The sequence below is a fragment of the Methylosinus sp. KRF6 genome, from assembly GCF_018887255.1.
Classification (GTDB): domain Bacteria; phylum Pseudomonadota; class Alphaproteobacteria; order Rhizobiales; family Beijerinckiaceae; genus Methylosinus; species Methylosinus sporium.
In genome coordinates, this window is the sequence record NZ_JAHLJF010000001.1 from 2067510 (window position 1) to 2081563 (window position 14054).

Here is a 14054-nt window from a genome sequence, read left to right on the forward strand (position 1 = left end):
CGCGCCCCTGGAAGCGCGTTCAATGCTGGGCGGATTCCTGACGGCCGGCCCGACTGCGGGCGTGCGACTGAGCTCCCGCCGGCAGGCTGGTGCGGTCGATATAGCCCGGCTGATATTCGCCGCACCATTCATCGGCGGCGACGGCCGGCCATGCAGTGTCTGTGTTTCCATGCTGACCCGCGCCGCGCATCGGCAGCGGGGCGTTGCGCCGGCATTGAGCGGCCGGTTGGTGCCAAAAACGGCAATCTCCGCAGTGCATAGCAGTCTCCTGTGTGGGACTCGGCACAGCGCTAATCCGCCCCGCTGAGAAAAGTTCCGAACAGGGGCGCGGCCCGGCGCCGCACTCCGGCGACGTCGTGGCTGCGCGAGCGCCCGAGTCGCGGCTCATTTCAGGAATTGCGCGCCTTCGAGCCGGCGCCGCAGCTCGAAACTGTGGAATTGCGTGAAGATGGGCGCAATCCACGCTTTCAGCGCCGCTCGAATGACGATCGACATTTCCGGCGGCGGCGCCGCCAGCAGCCGGCTCAGCGAAACATCCGGCTGTTCCAGCGTTTTCGCGACGGCGCCGTCCAGCGGGCCGATGACAAATCGGCGCGTCGATGGATAATGGCCGAGCGTCTCATGCGCATAGGCCCCGAGCGGCGCGGCGCCTTCGTTCTGCACCACCACCATGGGAAGATCGCGCCATGACGCAGAGAGCGATTGCGCGCTGGCCAGCGCCGATTCCGACGAGTCCGCATGGAAGAGGACGATCGGCTCGACGCCACGCAAATGCGCTTCCTCAACAAAGCCGATTTCTTTCACCGTCTTGAAGAAGCGGTCGTAGCTGCGCTGCCAGACATCGACGATCTTGGGAACGCCGTCGTCGACCAGCAGCCTGTCGAACAAGGAAATCTGGCCGCGTATGGCGGCGATGTCGATGACCTGCGTGCGATCGGGAAACAATTCGTGATAGCGCGGCGCGTGAGGATCGGTGTCGAAGCCTTCGACGTCGGCGAGGCGCGAGAGATAGAAGTCCGTCAGCAGCCGCGCGGTCGTCGAAACGCCCGATCGCGGATGCGGGGAACAGGCGACGAACACCAAAGTGCGTCGACTCATTTTTCACTCTCTCGGCGCCGCCCGAGGCTCGCTCTGCCACCAACCACACGAGCTTGGCGCTATGCGCCCTCCCTGCCGGCGATGCGATCCAGCAGACGGATGCGATCGAATTCGTCGGCGATCCTGTTCTGCCAGGTGCGGACATAGCCGCGAAGGACGAAGGAATGGTCCGCCGGCTCCCCTTCCGCCGTCCGATTGGCGACGAAGGTGGAAAAAGGCGCGCCGGCGATCTCTACCTGTTCATAGGACAATTCGTTGAGCTTGGGGATGGTGATCTCGCCCGCCGTCTCCACCTTCTCGAAATATTTGCGGTTCGTCACAGGGTCCCACTCGAAAAATGTGGTGTCGTTGACATGGTTCTTGACGAGGAAATAATCGGCGTCATCGACATAAGGGGCGACTTCGGCGATCTCGTCCAGCGAGGCGATGGACGAGCCGAGCACATGGAACAGGATGAAGCCGACTTCCCCTTCCGCCACGGCGTCGAGAAAGCCGGTGTCCTGCAGCGCCTGCAGGGCCGGCTCCAGCCCGCCGGCGCGGACGTCGACGACGCTGACCCTCACCTGAGCCGTGGCCAGAGTGTCGATGATCTTCATTTGATCCGAAGTCGAGGTCAAATCGACGACGCTGGTCTGATCGGGATGAAAGCGATAGAGCGTGCCGCGCGGAGTCTCCGTATCGAAGGCCCGGGTCAAGACATTATTGGCGGCGAGATAGTCGAGCAGCACGCGGGCGATCGTCGTCTTGCCCACGCCGCCCTTGTCGGCGCCGACCAGAATGAGCGTCGGCCGACCTCTCTGAGGGGCGAGCGCAGGAGCTTTCTCCCGCACGACCGGCGGCCGCTCCTCGCGAGCCGAACTCTGCTTGGTTTCTTTGGTCGGTCTTTGAGCCATGGCCTAGCACCTATATCGCTCGCGCCCGCGTTCGGGCGGCAGGAACCTAAATCCCTTACCATTTATGCATTGCGCACGCCGAGAATTTTCTCGCCGCGGCGGGCGCGATCGAAACCTTTCCGGCTGATACCACGAAACGTGTTTGTAGTTTATCCGGAAGGCGCCGCCTATTATAGTGAATTGACATTCTCGCGACGTCGAATAATTAGGCCGCACATTTTCGAAGATTTGCGGTTTTTCACGCTGTCGCCGGATGATACGGCGATCGGCGTGGCCGCATCGTCCGACGCGAGACGCTCGCGCCGGACCGAAAGCCGAAGGAAGGGCGCCTCTGCGGCGAAGGGGCCTATTCGGAGAAAAGGATGAGCGTGATCCGTGTCGAGGACGCAGACGGCGTCACCCACGAGCTGGAGCCTGTGGAAGGCTGGCGATTGATGGAGATTTTGCGGGATTACGGGATGGGTATGGAGGGCACATGCGGCGGCGCGGTCGCCTGCGCCTCCTGCCATATCGTGCTCGATCCCGAATGGGTCGACAAGGTCGCGCCGCCGCGCGAGGACGAGATCGATAAGCTCGACGAGCTGCCCTTCCTGCACGAGACCTCGCGGCTCTCCTGCCAGATCATCTGGTCGGACGAACTCGACGGGCTGAAGATCACTCTGGTCAAGGAGCCGACATGACGCGGGCCGTCGATCCGAAATTCTCGCCCAAAGTGCTGCTCGCCTCCGATCTCGCCGAGGGCGACGTCGTCTTTCTCGGCGCCGAGGGCTGGGAGCGTGGCTTGTCTCGCGCGAAAATTGCTTATGACGCCGCAGAGGCGGCGGCGCTCGACGCCGCGGGCAAGGCCGCCGTCGCCTCGAACCGCGTCGTCGACGCTTATCTGGTCGATGTCTTCGTGGATGCGGCCGGCGCGCCGACGCCGCTGCATTTTCGCGAGAAGTTCCGCGCCGCCGGCCCGAGCGTGCGGCGCGATCTCGGCAAGCAGGCATGGCTGCAAGGAGCGGGGAATCGATGACTGCGCATGATCCGGCCCTGCCGCCGCGCCCCAATGCCGCGCCGACGATCTACGCCTATGACGAATATGACCGCGCCTTCGTGCGCGAGCGCGTGGCGGAGTTCCGCGGGCAGGTGGAGCGTCGCCTCGCCGGCGCGCTGACGGAGGAGGAGTTCCGCCCGTTCCGCCTGATGAACGGGCTCTATCTGCAGCTGCACGCCTATATGCTGCGCGTCGCCATTCCCTATGGCTCGCTCACCTCGCGGCAAATGCGCCAGCTCGCCTATATCGCCGACAAATGGGACAAGGGCTACGGCCATTTCACCACGCGGCAGAACCTGCAATATAATTGGCCCAAGCTCGTCGATGTGCCGGATATTCTCGAGGCGCTCGCCGACGTCGACATGCATGCGATCCAGACGTCGGGCAATTGCATCCGCAACGTCACCGCCGATCATTTCGCCGGCGTCGCCGCCGATGAGCTGGAGGACCCGCGGCCGACGGCGGAGTTTCTGCGCCAATGGTCGAGCGCCCATGCCGAATTCAGCTTCCTGCCGCGCAAGTTCAAGATCGCGGTGAGCGGCGCCGAGCATGACCGCGCGGCGATCAAGATTCACGACATCGGCCTGCGCATCGTGAAGAATGCGGAAGGCGCGATCGGCTATGAGGTGATCGTCGGCGGCGGTCTCGGCCGCACGCCTTTCGTCGGCAAGCTGCTGCGCGAGTTTCTACCGCGCGCGCAATTGCTCGCCTATCTCGAGGCGATCCTGCACGTCTATAATCGCTTCGGCCGCCGCGACAACAAATATAAGGCGCGCATCAAAATATTGGTGCACGAGACCGGGCTCGACGAGATCCGCGCTCAGGTGGAGGCGGAATATTCCGCCATGGACCGCGCGCCTTTCGCCTATGACGCGCAGGAGCTGGAGCGCGTCGTCGCAGCCTTCGCGCCGCCGGCTTACGAGGCTTTGCCCGCGCATTCGGACGGCTTCGAAAAGGCCAAGGCGGAGAACGCCGAATTCGCCGCCTTCGCCGCGGTGAATGTCGCGCCGCATAAGGTTCCCGGCTACGCCATCGTCACTGTCTCGTTGAAGCCGATCGGCGGCATTCCGGGCGACGCCACTTCCGCGCAGATGCGCGCGCTGGCCGACGCCGCCGACACATATGGTTTCGGCGAATTGCGCGTCAGCCATGAGCAGAACATCATTCTTCCGCATGTGAAGCGGGATGATCTTTTCGCACTGTGGCGCGATCTTTCGGCGGCGGGACTTTCCACCGCCAACGCCGGGCTCATCAGCGACATCATCTCCTGCCCGGGGCTCGACTATTGCGCGCTGGCGACGGCGCGCTCCATTCCGATCGCTCAGGCGATCTCGGAGCGTTTCGCCGATCTCGAGCGCCAGCGTCTCATCGGCAAGCTGGGGATCAAGATTTCCGGCTGCATCAACGCCTGCGGCCATCATCATGTCGGCGCGATCGGCATTCTCGGCCTCGAGAAGAAGGGCGTCGAGTCCTATCAGATCACGCTCGGCGGCGATCCGACGCTCTCGGCCTCGATCGGCGAATTGCTCGGTCCCGGCGTCTCGGCGGAAGAGGTTCCCGACGTGATCGAGAGCCTGGTGCAATTCTATCTCGCCGAGCGGCGCGACGGCGAGGCTTTCATCGACACATGGCGGCGCTTGGGCCATAAGCGTTTCAAGGAATCTGCGCGCCGGGAGGGCGAGGATGGCTCTGGTATCTGACGGCGCTTTCATCGCGGACGAGTGGCGCCGTCTCGCCGATGAGGAATCCCTGCCCGGCGCCGGCAAGGTGATCGTCTCGCTCGGGCGACTGCCCGCCGCGCTGGAAGATGCGCGGCTGACGGCGCTCGGCGTCTATGTCGCCAATACGACGGATCCCAAGGCGCTGGCGCCTCATTTCTCGCGTCTCGCGCTCATCGAAATCGCCTTTCCGGCCTTCACCGACGGGCGCGGCTTCTCGCTCGCGCGGCTGCTGCGCCGCGAAGGTTTCGCGGGCGAATTGCGGGCGAGCGGCCGGCTGACGCCGGATCAATATTTGCACGCGATCGGCGGCGGCTTCGACACGATCGAAATTCCCGACGATCTCGCCGCGCATCACGGCGAGGCCAATTGGGCCAAGGCGCGTCAGGCGCGCAGCCTCTCCTATCAGCGCGGCGTTCCGGGCGGCGCATCTATACTCGAACGCCGGCGAAAGGGCGTGGCATGAAGACGTCGATCGTCGAAACGCTCGCGCCGCGCCTCGCGCCGCTCGATCTCGATCATCGCTTGAAGCTCACGCGCGAGGTCATTCCCGGCCGCATCGTCTTCACGACGAGCTTCGGCATAGAGGATCAGCTCGTCACCCATTCCATCTTCACCCAGGGCCTCGAGATCGATGTGGTGACGATCGACACGGGCCGTCTCTTCGAGGAGACGATCGCCCTTTGGGAGAAGACCGAGGCGCGCTATGCGCGGCGCATTCACGCCGCCTATCCGCAGGCGCTGCCGCTCGCCGATTATGTCGCCGAGCATGGCGTCAACGGCTTCTATCGCTCGGTCGAGAATCGCAAGGGCTGCTGCCATATTCGCAAGGTGGAGCCGCTGTCGCGCCTGCTCGCCGGCGCCTCCGCCTGGGTGACGGGCCTGCGCGCCGATCAATCGCAGGCGCGCGAGGGCGTGCATCTCATCGAGAGCGACGCCGAGCGTCGGCTGGTCAAGCTCAATCCGCTCGCCGATTACACGCGCGAGGCCATCGTCGCCGCGACGGAGGAATTCAGCGTGCCGGTGAACGAGCTGCACGAGAAGGGCTTTCTCTCCATCGGCTGCGCGCCTTGCACGCGCGCGCTCGAGCCCGGCGAGAGCGAGCGCGCCGGCCGCTGGTGGTGGGAAGAGGACGAGAAGAAAGAATGCGGCCTGCATGTCGGGCCGGACGGAAGGCTGACGCGCGGCGCGGCGCCGGAGAGCTCGCAATGAACGCGCTGGCGGCAAAGCCCCTCGGCCATTTGGATCGGCTGGAGGCGGAGAGCATCCACATCATGCGCGAGGTCGTCGCCGAATGCGAGCGGCCGGTGATGCTCTACTCCATTGGCAAGGATTCGGCAGTGATGCTGCACCTCGCCATGAAGGCCTTCTATCCGTCGAAGCCGCCATTCCCGCTGCTGCATGTCGATACGACATGGAAGTTCAAGGAAATGATCGCCTTTCGCGACCGCCGCGCGGCCGAGACGGGCCTCGAGCTGCTCATCCACACCAATCCGGAAGGGGTCGCGATGAATATCGATCCCACCGTGCACGGGTCGCAGCTGCATACGCAGATCATGAAGACCGACGCGCTGAAGCAGGCGCTCGACAAATGGAAATTCGACGCGGCCTTCGGCGGCGCGCGGCGCGATGAGGAGAAATCCCGCGCCAAGGAGCGCGTGCTCTCCTTCCGCAACGCGCAGCATCGCTGGGACCCGAAGGCGCAGCGGCCGGAGTTCTGGCGCCTCTACAACGCCCGCAAGGGGCCGGGCGAGAGCCTGCGCGTGTTTCCTCTGTCCAATTGGACCGAGGCCGATGTGTGGGACTACATCGCGCGCGAGGGCATCGATGTCGTGCCGCTCTATTACGCCAAGGAGCGGCCGGTGATCGATCGCGGCGGTATGCTCATCATGGTCGACGATGATCGCCTGAAGCTGCAGCAAGGCGAGACCGTGCAGCAGAGGCTGGTGCGCTTCCGCACGCTCGGCTGCTATCCGCTGACCGGCGCGATCGAGAGCTCCGCGGCGACGCTGGAGGAGATCATCGCCGAAATGCGCGCGAGCCGCTCCTCCGAGCGCCAGGGCCGCCTCATCGATCACGACGGCTCCTCCTCCATGGAGCAGAAGAAGCAGGAGGGTTATTTTTGATGCACGGCGGCCTCGCCACGCCCGCGCCGCTGCGCGCCCCCGTCGGGCCGGCGCCCGCCGACAAGCCCTTGCTGCGCTTCATCACCTGCGGCTCGGTGGACGACGGCAAGTCGACGCTCATCGGCCGTCTGCTCTATGACGCCGATCTCGCGGCCGACGATCTCATCGCCGCGCTCGAGAAGGATTCGAAGAAGCACGGCACGCAGGGCGACGATCTCGATTTCGCGCTGCTCGTCGACGGCCTCGCGGCGGAGCGCGAGCAGGGCATCACCATCGATGTCGCCTATCGCTATTTCGCGACGGAGAAGCGCAAGTTCATCGTCGCCGACACGCCCGGCCATGTGCAATACACGCGCAATATGGCGACCGGCGCCTCGACGGCGGAGCTCGCCGTTCTGCTCGTCGATGCGCGCAAGGGCCTGTTGGATCAGACGCGCCGACACAGCGTCATCGTCTCCATGCTCGGCGTGCGCCATGTCGTCGTCGCCGTCAACAAGATGGACCTCGTCTCCTATTCGCAGGAGATTTTCGCCGACATCGAGCGCGACTTCCGCGCCTTCGCCGAGCAATTGCGCTTTCTCACCATTCAGGTGATTCCGCTGGTCGCCAAGGACGGCGACAATCTCGTTCATGCGAGCAAGAAAATGGACTGGTATTCCGGTCCGCCGCTGCTCGCCTATCTCGAGAGCGTCGCCTCGGACGACAACGCCCGCGTGCTGCCCTTCCGCTTCCCCGTGCAATGGGTGAACCGGCCGTCCCATGATTTCCGCGGCTTCTCCGGCTTCATCGCCGGCGGCAACGTAAAGCCGGGCGACATCGTTCGCATTTTGCCGTCCGGCCGCGACACGACGATCGCGCGCATCGTCACCTATGACGGCGATCTCGCCCATGCGGTGGCTGGCCAGTCGGTGACGCTGACCCTCACCGAAGAGATCGACATTTCCCGCGGCGACATGCTCGTCTCGCCGGTGTCGCCGGCCAAGATCGGCGATCGCCTGTCGGCCCGGCTGCTATGGCTGGTGCGCGAGCCGCTCACGCTGGACAAGAGCTATCTTTTAAAGCTCGGCGCGCGCATGACGCCGGCCTTTGTGAAGCAGGTCGCCTCGCACATACAGATCGAGACCGGCCTCGCCGAGCCGCTCGCCGATGCGTCGCAGACGCTCGCCTTCAACGAGATCGGCGAGGCGGAGCTATGGCTCGACACCGCCATCGCCTGCGATCTCTATGAGGACAATCGCGAGACCGGCGGCTTCATCCTCATCGATCGCGTGACCAATGAGACGGTCGCCGTCGGCATGGTGAAGCAATCGGCCTGGACCGAGCGCAGCGCGCGCAATGGCGTGGAGGCGAGCTACGCCTCCATGGAAGGCGTGCCGTCGCCCGATCTGCTGCATCCGACGCCTTTGCGCAGCCTGGTGAAGTCGCTGTCCTGGCGCGTGCCCGGCAGCGTCATCACTTTCGGCGCGGCCTTCCTGTTCACGCAGGACACGGGCATATCGGCCGCGATCACCGGCACGGAGATCATCTCCAAAATCGTGCTCTATTATCTGCACGAGCGTCTGTGGTCGCGCTTCGCCGTCGGCCTCACCAAGGGCGAGCCGCCGCACGACGATACAGGATTGTAAGGGCGCTCGACGCGCGCTCGGTCCTGGTCAGACGGGTGTTTCCACCCTCCCCTTAAGGGGGAGGGTCGGATGGCGAAGCCATCCGGGGTGGGGTTCAACGGCAAAGACTCGGGGGCTCACCCCCTCCCGAGCGCCTTCGGCGCTCGACCTCCCCCCTCGAGGGGGAGGTAGACGCGGCTCTTCCGGCGCGCGTCTTGTTCGCTCGGTTATCCTGCGAACTTTCGCGTGTATCTTTTGCGCGGCGGAAGCCCTTGAATAGCAAGGGCGCGGTACGTGTTGCATAATGTTTGAGTTTTGAGATTTGTGCGTGTGCCACGCCTCACCCGTATGAAGGGTTGAATCACGTCAGCCCGTCCGTTGACAAAAGCCCGAGTTGTGATATTTTCACATGTGAATTTCACACAACGAGAGTGGCCATGCAACCCGAACAAATGCGAGCTGCGCGCGCGGCTCTGAACTGGTCCCTTGAACGCCTGGCAGAGGCGTCCGGCGTTCATAGAAACACCATCTCCAATTTTGAGACGCGCAAGTATGATGGCGAGCCCGAAAAGCTTGCCGCTGTCAAACGCGCCCTTGAATCCGCAGGCGTGATCTTCATCAAAGAGAATGGCGAGGCCGCAGGCGTTAGATTGAGAAGATTTCAGGTCGGCGATCGCGTTCGATTCCGACCCCAAACGCGTGTGCGTTTCAGCTACGACATCGAAGCCGACGAAATTGGGACTGTCGTTGGGGTAGAACCGCACCCGCTGCAAACAGGGCCTACCTACCGGATGGAGGTCGAGTTTCCCCGCGCGAAAGTGCCGTATGTTTTCCGATTCGAATACGAGCTTGTGCAGGCTGCGCCGGACACGGCGCAGCCTGCACAGCCCTTACAAGCGGGAAATAAAAAGACGATGTCAGGCCATAAGGCAATAATTGAAGAGTTTTGTATCATTTGCGAGCAGGTATGGACGGATTACGATCTTTTTCAGAGTGTATTTGGAAAAGATAGACGCGCTTTTGACTTATACAGATCAATATCGCCGTTATTGTTTGAAGGCTTAAATAGAATTATGCATGAGAATTGTTATATGCAATTTTGCAAAATCACGGACAATGCAAACACCGGAAAACATTCTAATCTGACAACAAATTACATCATTGAACAAATTCCGTGGCCAGCTGAGGTTGCTAAAAACCTTAAAGAAGTCAATGAGCGTCTGATGGCATTCCGTCAACATATTGAACCCGCTCGAAGCAAGCGGATCGCTCATGTTGATCTTTCCGCGCAGGTCGAACGTTGGGATAATCTAGGGGCATTCCCTAAGGGAGCAGAGATGCAATTTCTTCAAGACCTTCAGAAGTTCGTCAATATTGCATACGGCCATTTCCACGGCGGAAGCTCCCGCCCGATCGAGGTCAGCATGTCAACCGACACTCACCAACTGCTTAGAGCACTGGTAAAGTCCGTGATTTTCGACCGCTGTTCTAAATGCACGGAGCATGAGAGGATTGTTGCCGTTCTTGATTATGAGCTTCCTCCAGTCGCATAACCGCCCATAACGGAACCATGCTACGCATCACGGGGCGCAAGCGCTGCCGCGCAGCCTCGCCCCACCTTGACAATCTCCAGAATATATTCCTATACTCCCTCACCCTCGCCGAACGGCAAGGGCCTCGCCCTGGGGTAGGGGCGGGGCCGGCGGGGGCGCGGTTTCGAGAGAGGCGGGGCGGCTACCCTCGTTCACGCGCTCGACGCCACTCCGCCGGCGCGGCTTCTCCTTCGTGCGGAGGCATTTGGGAACAAATGCAAAAGCCGGCCGAATATCCGAGGTTCGCGCGGGGATAGACTACCGAAATGGGAAAACAACCCTGGGCCCGGAGGCGGAGCAGAGGAGGGGCAGAACCGCGTTTCGGGACGCCAAAGCTTCCGATGCGTCTTTGACTACAAAGGCCCTGGCCGACGGCGGCCGCGGCGTCCCGAACGACCTTGCATCACCTGCGCGACGCGGCGGGGCGCGTTCGCGCGCCCTGAATTCACTCTGCGGCCGTCATGGCCGGGCTTGTCCCGGCCATCCACGCCGTGCAGCCGAGAAACCGAGGGAAAGCTCCCGCTATCGACGTATTCGCCCCACGGCGCGGTCGGTGGAGCTTCGGCGTCGCGCCAAACGTCTTAAGACGCTTCGGCGTCCTGGCGTGGATGGCCGGGACAAGCCCGGCCATGACGTCGGGGAGGCGACGAGGATGCGCGCATTCGATAGCCCGCTCGCGACCGCGGCGCCGCTCAAATCAATGCGCCTCGTCCCAATTCTGCGCGGCGCGGGCTTCCACTTCCAGCGGCACGGAGAGCGCCACCGCCGGATGCGGCGCCTCCTCCATCACGCGCTTGACGATGCGGATCGTCGCCTCGGCCTCTTCCTTCGGCGCCTCGAACACCAGCTCGTCATGCACTTGCAGCAACATGCGCGCGCTGAGCTTCTCATGCGCGAGCGCCTCGTCCATGCGCGCCATGGCGCGGCGGATGATGTCGGCGGCCGCGCCTTGGATCGGCGCATTGATCGCGGCGCGCTCGAAGAAAGCGCGCTCCGAGGCGTTGGAGGAGCCGATGCGCGGGAAATGGCATTTGCGGCCGAAGATGGTGGTGACGAGGCCATTCTCGCGCACGGCTTTGCGGGTCTTGTCCATATAGGCGCGAATGCCGGGGAAGCGCTCGAAATAGCGCTTGATATAGGCGGCCGCCTCCTCGCGCGGAATGGAGAGCTGATTGGCGAGGCCGAAGGCGGAAATGCCATAGATGATGCCGAAATTGATCGCCTTGGCGCGGCGGCGCACTTCTGACGGCATTCCCTGCACCGGCACGCCGAACATCTCGCTCGCCGTCATCGCGTGAATGTCGATTCCCTCCGCGAAGGCCTGCCGCAATTGCGGAATATCGGCGATATGCGCGAGCAGGCGCAATTCGATCTGCGAATAATCCGCCGAGATGAGCACATTGCCGGGCTCGGCGACGAAGGCCGTGCGAATCTTGCGCCCGGCCTCGTTGCGCACGGGGATGTTCTGCAGATTGGGGTCGGACGAGGAGAGCCGTCCCGTCGTCGTCGCGGCGAGCGCGTAAGATGTGTGGACGCGATGCGTCGTCTTGTTCACGAAAGTGGGCAGCGCATCCGTGTAAGTGGATTTGAGCTTGGAGAGCTGCCGCCAATCCAAGATGCGCGCGGCGAATGTGTTGCCGCTCTCGGCCAATTCGTCGAGCACGCTGGCCGAGGTGGACCAGGCGCCGGTCGCGGTCTTCTTGGCGCCGGGCAGGCCCATCTTGCCGAAGAGAATATCGCCCAATTGCTTGGGCGAGCCGAGATTGAAGCTCTCGCCGGCGAGCTCGTGGATCTCGGCCTCGAGCCGCGCCATATCCTGCGCGAATTCGCCGGAGAGGCGCGAGAGAATATTGCGATCGATCGCGATTCCGCGCCGCTCCATTTTGGCGAGCACGCTCACCATGGGGCGCTCCAGCGTCTCATAGACGCTGGTCATATGTTCGGCGGCAAGGCGCGGCCTCAGCGCGCGCCACAGACGCAGCGCGACATCGGAATCTTCCGCCGCATATTCGGTCGCTCTGTCGAGCGGCACGCGCGCGAAGCCGATGAATGCGCGGCCGGAGCCGGCGACGGCCGAAAACGGAATGCATTCGTGACCGAGATGCTTCTTCGAAAGCTCGTCGAGGCCGTGATTATTGCGGCCGGCGTCGAGCACATAAGAGATCAGCATCGTGTCCTCGATCGGCGCGACATCGATGCCGCAGCAGGCCAGAACGAGGAGATCATATTTCATATTATGCGCGATCTTCAGCACGCCGCGCGCTTCCAATAGCGGCTTCAAGCGCGCGAGCGCTTCCGCAAAGGGAATTTGCGCGGGCGGCGGATCGCCGCCGAGCAGATCGGCGCCGGTGGGCGCGACATGCTGCAGCGGAATATAGCAGGCGCGTCCGGGCGCCGTCGCCAGCGAGACGCCGACGAGATCGCAGGACATTGGATCGAGAGAGGTCGTCTCCGTATCCATCGCGACGATTCCGATGGCGAAGGCTTCCGCGATCCAGGCGTCGAGCCGCTCGAGCGTCGTCACCGTCTCATAGAGCGAGCGATCGATCTTGGTCGCGACGCTTTGCTCGCGCCGCGCCTCGGCGAGCGCGGCCGGCGAGAGCGCGCCCTTCTCTCCCGTGGGAGCTGCGGGCGCGCCCGGCGCTGCGGCCTCCGGAGCGGGGAGGGCGGGCGCCTCGGCGACCTCGCCATTGCGCGCTCGCCATCCCGCCGGGCCGACGAAGGCCGGGTCCGGCTCGATCTCATTCGCCTCGACGCCATAGGTCTCCGCGGCGCGGCGCGTGAGCTGCGTGAACTCCATCGCCTGCAGAAAGGCGACCAAAGTCTTGCCGTCCGGCTGATGCAGGCCGAGATCGTCGAGCGGAATCTCCAGCGGCGCGTCGTCGACGAGCTTCACCAGTCTCTCCGACGTGCGGATCAGCGCGACGCTCGCGGGATCGGTCAGCGTCTCGCGGCGCTTGGGCTGCTTGATCTCGCCGGCGCGCGCCAGCAGCGTGTCGAGATCGCCGTACTCATTGATGAGCTGCGCGGCGGTTTTCACGCCAATGCCCTTGGCGCCCGGCACATTGTCTGTCGAATCGCCGGCCAGCGCCTGCACATCGACGACCTTCGAAGGCGGCACGCCGAAATAATCGACCACCTCGGCGACGCCGATGCGTCGCTCCTCGCGCGCGCCCGAAGCCGGATCATACATCGACACTTTATCGTCGATGAGCTGCATCAGATCCTTGTCGGCGGAGACGATCAGCACATCGGCGCCGCGCGCCCGCGCCTCTTTGGCGTAAGTGGCGATGAGATCGTCCGCCTCATAGACGTCCTGCTCGATCGGCAGCAGGCCGAAGGCGCGCACGGCGGCGCGCATCAGCGGAAATTGTGGAATGAGATCGTCGGGCGGGTCCTGACGATGCGCCTTGTAGTCCGGGTAGATCTCCTTGCGGAAGGAGTTCTCCGATTTGTCGAAGATGATGGCGAGATGCGTCGGCGTGAGATCGGCCGCGCCTTCGCGGATGAACTGAAACAGCTTGGCGCAGAACAGCCGCACCGCGCCGGTCGGCAGGCGGTCCGTGCGATAATTATATTTCGCGTCCTGCCGTATCGACTGGAAATAGGCGCGAAAGACGAAGGACGAGCCGTCGACGAGGAAGACGCGGCTGTCGGGACCGACGGGCTTATGTGTGAGAGTCATCGCGCGAGGAGCATGAACGCTAGGCCCTCATAGAGAGGGCGGAAAGGGCGCGCGCAAGATAGCCCCGATCCCTCGGCATGGATACCCCCGGCTCGGCAGAGCGCAGGCAAAAGGGCCTCGCGCGGCCGAAGCCGGCGAGGCAGTCGGGATCGTCACACTTACGGCGCCGACGGTAATGTCTCCGTGGCGCGATTGAACCGCCAATCGGCGAGCGGCGAGGGGTCCAGCGCCGCGCGCGCAAAAAAAATCGCCCCGCTCGGGCGCGCGGGGCGAAGCGAAACGAGACGAATTCAGATGAATTG

Annotated in this window: 12 protein-coding genes; 8 read left to right on the top strand and 4 right to left on the bottom strand. The window is 63.5% G+C overall.

The window, feature by feature from the left end; genetic code table 11:
- Positions 1–19: 19 nt before the first annotated feature.
- From KP010_RS09985 to KP010_RS09995, 3 genes are all read right to left on the bottom strand, one after another.
- A complete protein-coding gene (locus KP010_RS09985) occupies positions 20–259 on the bottom strand; it encodes a hypothetical protein (RefSeq protein WP_216280820.1) in 240 nt (79 codons plus the stop codon).
- Positions 260–384: 125 nt separating this feature from the next.
- Positions 385–1098 (bottom strand): hypothetical protein, encoded by a 714-nt coding sequence (locus KP010_RS09990; protein ID WP_216280821.1) that lies wholly within the window; start codon positions 1096–1098, stop codon positions 385–387.
- Between the two features lie 59 nt (positions 1099–1157).
- Positions 1158–1991, bottom strand: coding sequence for a hypothetical protein (locus tag KP010_RS09995; protein WP_207783229.1), 834 nt, complete (start codon positions 1989–1991; stop codon positions 1158–1160).
- A gap of 362 nt (positions 1992–2353) precedes the next feature.
- Between KP010_RS09995 and KP010_RS10000 the strand changes: the two genes are divergently transcribed.
- The 8 genes from KP010_RS10000 (at position 2354) to KP010_RS10035 (ending at position 10028) form a co-directional block, all read left to right on the top strand.
- Positions 2354–2671, top strand: coding sequence for a 2Fe-2S iron-sulfur cluster-binding protein (locus KP010_RS10000; protein WP_216280822.1), 318 nt, complete (start codon positions 2354–2356; stop codon positions 2669–2671).
- Positions 2668–3006: a DUF2849 domain-containing protein gene (locus tag KP010_RS10005; protein ID WP_142863195.1), complete on the top strand. Its 339-nt coding sequence runs from the start codon at positions 2668–2670 to the stop codon at positions 3004–3006. The genes KP010_RS10000 and KP010_RS10005 overlap by 4 nt, the downstream gene beginning before the upstream one ends.
- Positions 3003–4727, top strand: coding sequence for a nitrite/sulfite reductase (locus KP010_RS10010; RefSeq protein WP_216280823.1), 1725 nt, complete (start codon positions 3003–3005; stop codon positions 4725–4727). The genes KP010_RS10005 and KP010_RS10010 overlap by 4 nt, the downstream gene beginning before the upstream one ends.
- The gene (locus KP010_RS10015; RefSeq protein WP_216280824.1) at positions 4711–5211 is read left to right on the top strand and encodes a DUF934 domain-containing protein; all 501 of its coding nucleotides are present in this window, start codon (positions 4711–4713) and stop codon (positions 5209–5211) included. Before KP010_RS10010 ends, KP010_RS10015 begins: the two co-directional genes overlap by 17 nt.
- Positions 5208–5957 carry a phosphoadenylyl-sulfate reductase gene (locus tag KP010_RS10020; protein ID WP_142863192.1) on the top strand — a complete coding sequence of 250 codons (750 nt, stop codon included), beginning with the start codon at positions 5208–5210 and terminating at the stop codon, positions 5955–5957. Before KP010_RS10015 ends, KP010_RS10020 begins: the two co-directional genes overlap by 4 nt.
- Positions 5954–6871, top strand: coding sequence for a sulfate adenylyltransferase subunit CysD (gene cysD, locus KP010_RS10025; protein WP_142863191.1), 918 nt, complete (start codon positions 5954–5956; stop codon positions 6869–6871). Before KP010_RS10020 ends, cysD begins: the two co-directional genes overlap by 4 nt.
- Positions 6871–8496 (top strand): sulfate adenylyltransferase subunit CysN, encoded by a 1626-nt coding sequence (gene cysN / locus KP010_RS10030; RefSeq protein WP_216281501.1) that lies wholly within the window; start codon positions 6871–6873, stop codon positions 8494–8496. The genes cysD and cysN overlap by 1 nt, the downstream gene beginning before the upstream one ends.
- A 416-nt stretch (positions 8497–8912) precedes the next feature.
- Complete coding sequence (locus tag KP010_RS10035; RefSeq protein WP_253203601.1) at positions 8913–10028, top strand: helix-turn-helix domain-containing protein; 1116 nt, start codon at positions 8913–8915, stop codon at positions 10026–10028.
- Between the two features lie 736 nt (positions 10029–10764).
- Here KP010_RS10035 and polA read toward each other — a convergent pair.
- The gene (gene polA, locus KP010_RS10040; protein WP_216280826.1) at positions 10765–13752 is read right to left on the bottom strand and encodes a DNA polymerase I; all 2988 of its coding nucleotides are present in this window, start codon (positions 13750–13752) and stop codon (positions 10765–10767) included.
- Positions 13753–14054 lie beyond the last annotated feature (302 nt).

Bases quoted from the DNA above. Each gene is read 5' to 3' on its own strand.
- cysN (WP_216281501.1), top strand. From the start codon at position 6,871: ATGCACGGCGGCCTCGCCACGCCCGCGCCGCTGCGCGCCCCCGTCGGG.
- polA (WP_216280826.1), bottom strand. From the start codon at position 13,752: ATGACTCTCACACATAAGCCCGTCGGTCCCGACAGCCGCGTCTTCCTC.
- KP010_RS10015 (WP_216280824.1), top strand. From the start codon at position 4,711: ATGGCTCTGGTATCTGACGGCGCTTTCATCGCGGACGAGTGGCGCCGT.
- KP010_RS10000 (WP_216280822.1), top strand. From the start codon at position 2,354: ATGAGCGTGATCCGTGTCGAGGACGCAGACGGCGTCACCCACGAGCTG.
- KP010_RS10010 (WP_216280823.1), top strand. From the start codon at position 3,003: ATGACTGCGCATGATCCGGCCCTGCCGCCGCGCCCCAATGCCGCGCCG.
- KP010_RS10005 (WP_142863195.1), top strand. From the start codon at position 2,668: ATGACGCGGGCCGTCGATCCGAAATTCTCGCCCAAAGTGCTGCTCGCC.
- KP010_RS09990 (WP_216280821.1), bottom strand. From the start codon at position 1,098: ATGAGTCGACGCACTTTGGTGTTCGTCGCCTGTTCCCCGCATCCGCGA.
- KP010_RS09985 (WP_216280820.1), bottom strand. From the start codon at position 259: ATGCACTGCGGAGATTGCCGTTTTTGGCACCAACCGGCCGCTCAATGC.
- cysD (WP_142863191.1), top strand. From the start codon at position 5,954: ATGAACGCGCTGGCGGCAAAGCCCCTCGGCCATTTGGATCGGCTGGAG.
- KP010_RS10020 (WP_142863192.1), top strand. From the start codon at position 5,208: ATGAAGACGTCGATCGTCGAAACGCTCGCGCCGCGCCTCGCGCCGCTC.
- KP010_RS09995 (WP_207783229.1), bottom strand. From the start codon at position 1,991: ATGGCTCAAAGACCGACCAAAGAAACCAAGCAGAGTTCGGCTCGCGAG.
- KP010_RS10035 (WP_253203601.1), top strand. From the start codon at position 8,913: ATGCAACCCGAACAAATGCGAGCTGCGCGCGCGGCTCTGAACTGGTCC.